The following is a 7,728-nucleotide window of genomic DNA, read 5'->3' as shown; positions in this document are numbered from 1 at the left end:
ACACACACGCCCACACGTCACCGGCGCAGCGCAGCAGCCCGAAACAACGCCGCCGCTGCCCGGGCGTCACCCGCAACGCGACCCGCGCGCTGCGATGCACGACCCGAGGCGCGGCCGGATCCCGACGACGAGGCACGAACCGAGACAACACCACCGGTACGACATTTTCCCAACCCCGACCAACCCGACCAACGTTCGTGATCAGAGCACTAGCCGACACCACCACCCGGCCCGCTGCCGCTGTCCTCCGCAGTCCAAGATCAGTCCAGGGCCACCGATACCGGCTTCGCCTGCAGCGGTACGGTGACGCGAACCGGGATCACTAATCGGTTGCCGGTCGGTAGGGGACTGCCTAGCTTGCTCATTGTGCAGAACATCGGTCCTGGTGCGTACGGGTACGCCGGGTGAGTGGTCGTCTTCGCGAGATCGCTCGGCAGACGGTCGCGATCGCCGAGTCGGGACGCTATCGCAATGGGGCCGGTGATGAGGTTGTCATCGGCGCGGCGGTACGTGCCGCGGTGGCCGGAACTCGTCATTACCTGCCGGACGAGGTGCTCGCGGTGGGGGACGCGGAGCCCGGTGCGGGCAAGGTGGAAGTGACGTTCGAGTCGACGTTGCAGGCGGCCTACCGGCTTGGGTCTGGTGCGGCGTGTCTGGTGTTCGCGTCGGCCAAGAACCCGGGTGGCGGGTTCCTGGGTGGGGCGAAGGCGCAGGAGGAGAGTATCGCGCGCTCGTCGGCGCTGTACCCGTGCCTCCTTGCGGCGCCGGAGTTCTATGCGTTCCACCGCGGGCAGCGGGATGTGCGTTACAGCGACAGGGTCATCTATTCTCCGGGCGTGCCGGTGTTCCGGGACGACAAGGGCAACCTGCTCGACCAGCCGTACCTAACGTCGTTTCTGACCGCTGCGGCGCCGAACCTGGGCGCGGTCGTGCGCAACCAACCCACGGACGCTGCGGATGTGCCGGCGGTGCTGCTTCGGCGTGCCCGCCGGGTGCTGGAGGTCGCGGCTGCGCACGGGCATCGGACGATCGTGTTGGGCGCGTGGGGGTGCGGGGTGTTCCGCAACGATCCCGCCACCGTAGCCGGCGCGTTCGCCGAGGCGCTGCACGTGGTCGACCGATTTGACCACGTGGTGTTCGCCATCCGCGACGGCCTGCCGGGCACACCCGTATATCGCGCGTTCGTGGAAGGCTTCCCCGGAACTGGCGAGGGGCCGCTGGCGCCACCCTGGGCCTGAGGGGCACCCGTCACACGGACCGTCGATCGGACGGGCTCGGCGTTGCGATACCGTCAAGGCGCCCACACGGCGTCGAGCAGTCCGCGTCCGCCGGCTGCCGATGGTCCGCAGGGCACCCGACGAATCCAGGGAGATACCGATGCCGGAGCCCGAGCCCGTTCAAGGCGCCCACGCCGAGGATGCGGACACGCCAACCATGGCCGAGACCGAGACCGGCGACCCTGCCGTTTACTCAAATCGGGCTGCCCGACGCGCGAAGGGCAAGGTTGCCTCGCCTCAACCGTATGGAATGGGTCAGAGCCTCGGCGGCCGGGGCTCGGTCCAGAGCCCGCGCCAGTGGGGTAACCGCCGAAGCGGCTGATCCGTTGGTCGAGCCTTCGTCGGCACATGGCTCCCGTTGCCCGCGGCGATGATGGCGGGGCAGCAGGGGCCGTGCTCGACGAGCTGATCCCGCAGGCATGGCACCACGTCGAGCAGTACGCGAACAACCCGTGATCTGGTCACCCGGCCTGGTCGCCGTCGGCGGCGCCCCCTGCACCGGGCGCTGGCCGGGCTCGTCGACGCGATCCGGCAGAGCGCCGAGGAGGGCAGTCGGCCCCGGCTCAAGGTCTGCGCCCGCGACACCTGCCGCTGGGCCTACTACGACGCCTCCCGTAACCAGGCCCGCCGCTGGTGCTCGATGGCCGGCTGCGGCAACTACATCAAGATGAGGCGGGCGTACCCCGCCCGCACCACTCGCGGCCGAAGCGCTCCGAGCGCACCGAACGCGTGACGGGCGGCACCCAGCCGACGATCTCGGAATTCGTGGCCGCACGCCGAAACTTGTACCCACAGCAAGCAGGCCCCGTCCACTGGCTCGTCCGGCACCCCTGCGGAGCCAGGGGCAACCACGAACTGGAGGACTCTGATGCGCATTCCCAAAGCCCTGGTGACCCTGTCGGTGGCGGTGCTCACGCTGGCGGTGCCCATCGCCTGCTTCGCCCAGGTTTGGTGACGACGCCTCAGAGGGTGGTTCGGGAGGTATGTCCGTTGTGGGTTTGACCGTTGGTTAGAGGTCCTGCTCGTGGGGCTATGCGGCTGGCGGTGGCGAGTCGAGGGTGAACAGGCCTGGCTCGGGTTCGGGCAGGATCTGGCGGGCGACAAGGTGCTTGAGCTTGGCGTGCAGGTAAACGACCACTTGGGGCATGCGATGACACTCTCGAGGTGGCTACGGTTGGTAACAAGGGGTCGTCGGTTCGAATCCGGCCGTCCCGACAGGTTCACCTGGGGAGATGAAGATCTTCTCCGGTAACGGCGGCAACATCCGGTAACGGGTGATCTTTTGGTGGCGGTAACCGCATGGACGGTTGACCCCCGGTCTGCTGGCTGTGGATTGCTCTGACCTGCCGCTTCATCTGCGTCTTGGATGAAGCGGCATTTCGTTCCTTGATCCACGTCAAGTGCTGAAGCTGCTGCCGGATGTCGCTTCCTCGGGTGGCTCGCGATCCTCCTTCTCGCCGTAGGAGTGTCGGCTGGCACCGCAGAGTGGTCATGGTGAGCTGGTGGACAGGGGGTCAGATCCGGGACTGCGTAGAGTTCTGTGTTTGACCTGGGGTGTGGTCCGTTGGACAGGACGTTGATCCTGTCCAGGAAGGACCACGTCATGGCAGATAAGAAGAACGCTGTTCAGCTTCCGCAGCCGACGGCGGCGGAGGTGGAGTTCGCGCAGCAGCTGGTCGAGCGGGCCAAGGCCGACGGAGTGTCCCTCGTCGGGCCGGGTGGGCTCTTGGCCGGGATCACTCGCACTGTCCTGGAATCAGCGCTTGATGCGGAGCTGGATGCGCATCTCGACGAGGTCGGCGTCGACGAGGCGACCGGCCGGCGGATTAACATTCGCAACGGTCACGGTGCGAAGACGGTGCAGACCGAGGTCGGGCCGGTGCGGATCCAGGTTCCGCGGGACCGGGCCGGGTCGTTCACCCCGCGGATCGTCCCGAAGCACGTCCGCAGGTTGGACGGGTTCAACGAGGCGATCCTGTCGCTGTATGCCAAAGGGTTGACCACCGGGGAGATCTCCGCGCATCTGGCGGACGTGTATGACGCCGACGTGTCCCGGGAGTTGATCAGCCGGGTCACCGACAGCGTCGTGGACGAGATGGAGGCTTGGCGGCAACGGCCTCTCGACCGGGTCTATCCGGTGGTGTTCATCGACGCCCTGGTGATGAAGATCCGCCAGGGGCAGGTCGCGAACCGGCCCGTCTACGTCGTGGTCGGTATCAGCCTCGATGGGGAACGTGATGTGCTGGGCATGTGGGCCGGGACCGGCGGTGAGGGCGCCAAGCAGTGGGCCGGCTACCTCACCGAACTGCGCAACCGCGGTGTCGAGGACGTGTTCATGGTCTGCTCCGACGGCCTCATGGGCATGACCGACGCGATCGAGCAGGTCTGGCCGCAGGCGGTGCACCAACAGTGCGTCGTGCACCTGGTGCGGGCGTCGCTGCGCTATACGAATCGCAAGGACTGGCAGAAGATCACCCCCGCCCTGAGAGAGATCTACACGGCCCCCACCATCGCGGCCGCGGAGGCCCGCTTCGAGGCGTTCGCCGCCGAGTTCGGCGACCAGTACCCGGCCGTCATCCGGCTCTGGCGGACCTCCTGGCCGCAGTTCGTGCCCTTCCTGGACTACGACCACGAGGTCCGCAAGGTCCTCTACACCACCAACATCATCGAGAGCCTCAACGCCCGGTTCCGCCAAGCCGCCCGCCGGCGCGGGCACTTCCCGACCGAGCAGGCCGCGATGAAGGTCCTCTACCTCGTCGTGCAGCAGAAACGCCGGGGCGGTGGGAGCATCACCGGCCGGGTCTACGGTTGGGCCAAGGCCCTCAACGCCCTGATCCTCGCCTACGGCGACCGGATCACCATCTAACAACCTCGATCACACCACGGGCCCAAACACGGAAATCGACACACTCCCTTCATCGGGCTGCTCCTGTGATGGTGAGGTGGGTGAGGCACAGGTTGGGCTCGACGAACGACTCCAGCCGGTCGACCATGACCGGCACCTGCCAGGCGTCTATGGCACCTCGCATCAGGCCTAGGTGGACCGGGCAGACGACGTGGGGCTGGGACTCGGCGAGTTCGAGGAATGGGCAGTGCCGCAGACCGATCCGTACCTGCCCGTCGGCGTCACGGCGTTCCGGAGCGAAGTTCATCTTCTCCAGCAACGACATCAGATGGTCGACCGGCGCCGCTTTCCCGCCCGCCCCGTCGTCTTCGTTGGACGAGGCGAGTTGTCGGCCCCACAGGCGACCGGCCTCGAGCGCCTTTGTATTGGGATCGGCGTCGCTGGCGAGGCTCAACGCAAGTATCTCGGCCAGCAGCCGGTACTGCTGCGGCCCGGCCGGGTCCATCCTTCGCACCGCCCGGAACAGCAGCGGGGGACGGCCGGGACGGTTCTGCTCGGGTACCACGCGTTCGATCCGGCCCTGGCCGACCAGGGTGTCTAGGTGGAACCGGACGGTGTTCGGATGCACGCCCAACTGGCCGGCGATCGCCACGATGCTCAGCGGGGTGCTCGCCGCGTTCAGCACCTGCAAGACACGGAGACGTGACCCCGCCGGCTGCGGCCGATCGGACTGGGTCGCCATCATTCTCACCCTTCCTGTGCGGCATTTGTTGGCGGGAGATTCGCCACCATTGGCGTGTCTACCCCCAGCGGGCCGATCTTTTGCCGCGCCGCCCGGGGAACCTATGGGCCCGTCGCGGCCCGGCAAGGTCTCGATGAAGAACGCCTCGTTGTCGGCGAGGTGCGGAAGGTGCGGCTCGGGCAGATCGTCCTCGATGTAGATGGCCTCGACCGGACAGACCGGCTCACAGCCCCCGCAGTCGACGCACTCGTCCGGATGGATGTAGAGGCTGCGGCCCCCTCTTAGATTCAGTCCACCGGGCACTCTTCCACGCATGCGCGGTCCATCACATCTACACAGGGTTCACCTATCACGTATGTCATGCCTATAGTTTACACAAGTACGGGTTGTATAAACCCACGGCGGGAGGAACCAGATGGAGCAGAAGAGCGCGGAATCAGAGCTCGACGTGCGGCAGCTTCGCAAGACCGACAAGCACCCCACGATCTTCGCCCGCTATGCCGAGCTGCCGACGAATGGCTCGTTCGTGCTCGTCAACGACCACGACCCCAAGCACCTGCGCGAAGAGTTCGAGGCTGACCACCCCGGCAGCGTCGGCTGGGAGTACCTGGCACGGGAGCCCCGCAACTGGCGGGTCCGGATTACCAAGCTCACCAGCACGCCGCTTCCCCGGACTCTCGTCGACACGACCGGCCTCGCTGAGCTCGCCGGTGAGCCGGATGTGACCGGGGCGGTGTGGAAGTTGCAGGCCCGTGAACGGGACCTGGACGCCAACATCATCGCGCTGCCGCCTGGCGGGGTCATCGACGAGCACACCGGCCCCGACCTCGATGTCCTCATCCACGTCCTGGCTGGGTCCGGGCAGCTCGCCACCGAAGGCGGCGTCGTAGACCTGCAGTCCGGCGCCCTGGTGTGGCTGCCCCGGCGGTCGCGCCGTCAATTCACCGGCGGGCCGGACGGACTGCGCTATTTCACCGTCCACCAGCGCCGACAGGCTCTCCTCCTGGACACCACGGTGCGGCGGGCCGGCTGATTAGCGGGCCAGTGTGACCTGAGGGTTCGCTAAGCGGGCTCTGTCTCCCGCCGCCGCGCCGCAGCAGACTGCTCAGGCTGCCACTGCCTGACGGGAGAGGCGGATCTGCCACACGTCCGGCCCGTCCTGCAGCCACCCGCGCGATAGCGGGCGGTTATCTCCGCCAGCAGGGGTGTGGCGCGTGCGGTGCGACCAGCACCAGCGCCTCACCGGCGGGCATTGCGTCCAGCGCCGCCAGCACCCGCGGTTGCAGCTGGTCGTGTGGCAGCGGTCGTACGTTGAGCCGGGCGGCGATGCTCAGGGCCGGTGCCGTGGGGAAGTGGTGCCCTGGTCGCCGCCGCAAGTCGCACCCGCCCCCACCGCATCCGCCGTCCGTCGAGCCCGGGAGCCGAGCAGATCGTGCATTCCGTCGAGCAGCGTTGCCAGCGAGACGTCAGCCGCGTCGACCAGCAGCGGAACGATCTGGTTGTTCTCCTTGGCGAGGTGAACCGCGAAGAGTACGGCGAGGGCGCGGGCTTTGGCGGCCACGTCCACCGGCCGCGTGCCGGCGGTGAGGTCCCCGATGAGCCGCGCGATCATGTGGTGTTCGTCGAGCATCCCGCGTACCAGAAGCGAACCCTCTGGACGCTCACCCGCGGCCGGGTACAGGGCGGGTCTCCTCGGCGTTCGCATCCGGCAGCAACTCGCGTGCAGCCAGTCAACCAGTTCGTCGCGGTGTTGCACGACGCGATCCGCCTCACCGTCCACGGTTCGCGGTACTTGGCTTCCTTGGCTGCGTGGTGGCCTCCGCAGTGGCGGCGGGTTCGCCGGCCCGCCGGCCTGCGGTCGCCACGCCGGCGGTGCGCTGATGGCCCCTCCCACCAGCACGTCCACCGCTGCTCCCGGCCCCGCTGGGCACGGCCGGCACTCGCCGTCGGCCACCGGCCGGGCCGCCTGGCACCGCCGGATCGGCCTGCTGCCGCTGGCCTACCTCGCCGCGCTCGTCGTACTCGGTTTTGCCCACCCGTTCGTGCCCGCCTGGCGGTGGCTGGCCATCCACCTGCTGCTGCTCGGCGCGGTCAGCAACGCCGTCGTTGTGTGGAGCGCCCACTTCGCCGTCGCGGTGCTGCGCGCCCCGGCCCCGACCCGCCGCCTCGGCGAGGCCGTCCGGGTCGCCGTGCTCAACGTCGGTGTGCTGGGCGTCCTCGTCGGCGGGTCGGCCGACCTGCCCTGGACGGGGGTGGCCGGCGCGGCGCTGGTCTTCGCCGCGGTGACCGCCCACCTGGCCTGGCTCGCCCGGCGACTACGGTGCGCCCTGCCGGCCCGCTTCACCGTCACCGTGCACTACTACCTGGCGGCGGCCGTGGCCCTGCTCGCCGGTGTACCCGTGGGCGCCTGGATGCTCGTCGCCGACGACCACCACCACCCTGCCCGGCTCCTGCTCTTCCACGCGCACGTCAACCTGTTCGGCTGGGTGACCCTCACCGTGCTCGGCACGCTGCTCACGCTCTGGCCCACCGTGCTGCGCGCCCGCATGGCCAAGGGCGCCGTCCGGGCCGCCACCAAGGCGCTGCCGCTCGCCGTGACCGGGCTGGCCCTGCTCGGTGCCGGTCTGCTGGCCTGGTGGACGGTGGTCGCCGCAGCCGGACTGGGGCTGTTCGCCCTGGCCGTACTGGTGGCGCTGCGCCCGGCGCTGACCGCCGCCCGGGCCCGCCCGCCGTACGCCTTCGCGAGCTGGTCCCTGGCCGCGGCGGCCGGTTGGCTCCTCATCGCCCTCGCGATCGACGCCGCCACCCTGCTGCCCGCCACCGACCCGGAACGGGCCGTCGACCGCTTCGGCGCCGTCCTCGTC

The 7,728-nt window shown here is 68.7% G+C and carries 7 protein-coding genes and 2 pseudogenes; 5 read left to right on the top strand and 4 right to left on the bottom strand.

Translation table 11 applies throughout. From position 1 onward, the window contains the following. The first annotated feature begins 404 nt into the window (after positions 1 to 404). The 3 genes from NCC78_RS24025 to NCC78_RS24020 all read left to right on the top strand — a co-directional run bounded on the left by NCC78_RS24025 (position 405) and on the right by NCC78_RS24020 (position 4,143). Positions 405 to 1,238, top strand: coding sequence for a TIGR02452 family protein (locus tag NCC78_RS24025; RefSeq protein ID WP_250797210.1), 834 nt, complete (start codon positions 405 to 407; stop codon positions 1,236 to 1,238). 496 nt (positions 1,239 to 1,734) lie between these two features. Next, a complete protein-coding gene (locus NCC78_RS32595) occupies positions 1,735 to 2,010 on the top strand; it encodes a CGNR zinc finger domain-containing protein (RefSeq protein ID WP_372495190.1) in 276 nt (91 codons plus the stop codon). A gap of 870 nt (positions 2,011 to 2,880) precedes the next feature. Further along, a complete protein-coding gene (locus tag NCC78_RS24020) occupies positions 2,881 to 4,143 on the top strand; it encodes an IS256 family transposase (protein ID WP_250797208.1) in 1,263 nt (420 codons plus the stop codon). Positions 4,144 to 4,192: 49 nt separating this feature from the next. Here the strand turns inward: NCC78_RS24020 and NCC78_RS24015 are convergent. Further along, positions 4,193 to 4,816: pseudogene (locus tag NCC78_RS24015) on the bottom strand (helix-turn-helix transcriptional regulator); the annotation flags it as partial. A gap of 53 nt (positions 4,817 to 4,869) precedes the next feature. Beyond that, positions 4,870 to 5,226, bottom strand: a pseudogene (gene fdxA, locus NCC78_RS24010) (ferredoxin). Between the two features lie 53 nt (positions 5,227 to 5,279). Here fdxA and NCC78_RS24005 point away from each other — a divergent pair. Then, on the top strand, positions 5,280 to 5,897 hold the full coding sequence (locus NCC78_RS24005; RefSeq protein WP_250797206.1) for a DUF2249 domain-containing protein: 618 nt from the start codon (positions 5,280 to 5,282) through the stop codon (positions 5,895 to 5,897). Positions 5,898 to 6,051: 154 nt separating this feature from the next. On the opposite strand, the gene NCC78_RS24000 is transcribed toward NCC78_RS24005, so the two are convergent. Beyond that, complete coding sequence (locus NCC78_RS24000; protein ID WP_250797211.1) at positions 6,052 to 6,138, bottom strand: sulfurtransferase TusA family protein; 87 nt, start codon at positions 6,136 to 6,138, stop codon at positions 6,052 to 6,054. 56 nt (positions 6,139 to 6,194) lie between these two features. Next, positions 6,195 to 6,644, bottom strand: a complete 450-nt coding sequence (locus NCC78_RS23995) for a hemerythrin domain-containing protein (protein WP_250797205.1) — start codon at positions 6,642 to 6,644, stop codon at positions 6,195 to 6,197. Positions 6,645 to 6,744: 100 nt separating this feature from the next. On the opposite strand from NCC78_RS23995, the gene NCC78_RS23990 reads away from it, so the two are divergent. Then, a partial coding sequence (locus NCC78_RS23990) for a hypothetical protein (protein ID WP_250797204.1) occupies positions 6,745 to 7,728 on the top strand: 984 nt, incomplete at its 3' end.

Source organism: Micromonospora phytophila (assembly GCF_023656545.1).
In the GTDB taxonomy this organism is placed as follows: Bacteria; Actinomycetota; Actinomycetes; order Mycobacteriales; family Micromonosporaceae; genus Micromonospora; species Micromonospora phytophila.
This window is presented reverse-complemented; position numbering and strand designations above follow the sequence as displayed.

Excerpts from the sequence above, each read along its gene's own strand:
- NCC78_RS24020 (WP_250797208.1), top strand. The coding sequence starts at position 2,881 with ATGGCAGATAAGAAGAACGCTGTTCAGCTTCCGCAGCCGACGGCGGCG.
- NCC78_RS24005 (WP_250797206.1), top strand. The coding sequence starts at position 5,280 with ATGGAGCAGAAGAGCGCGGAATCAGAGCTCGACGTGCGGCAGCTTCGC.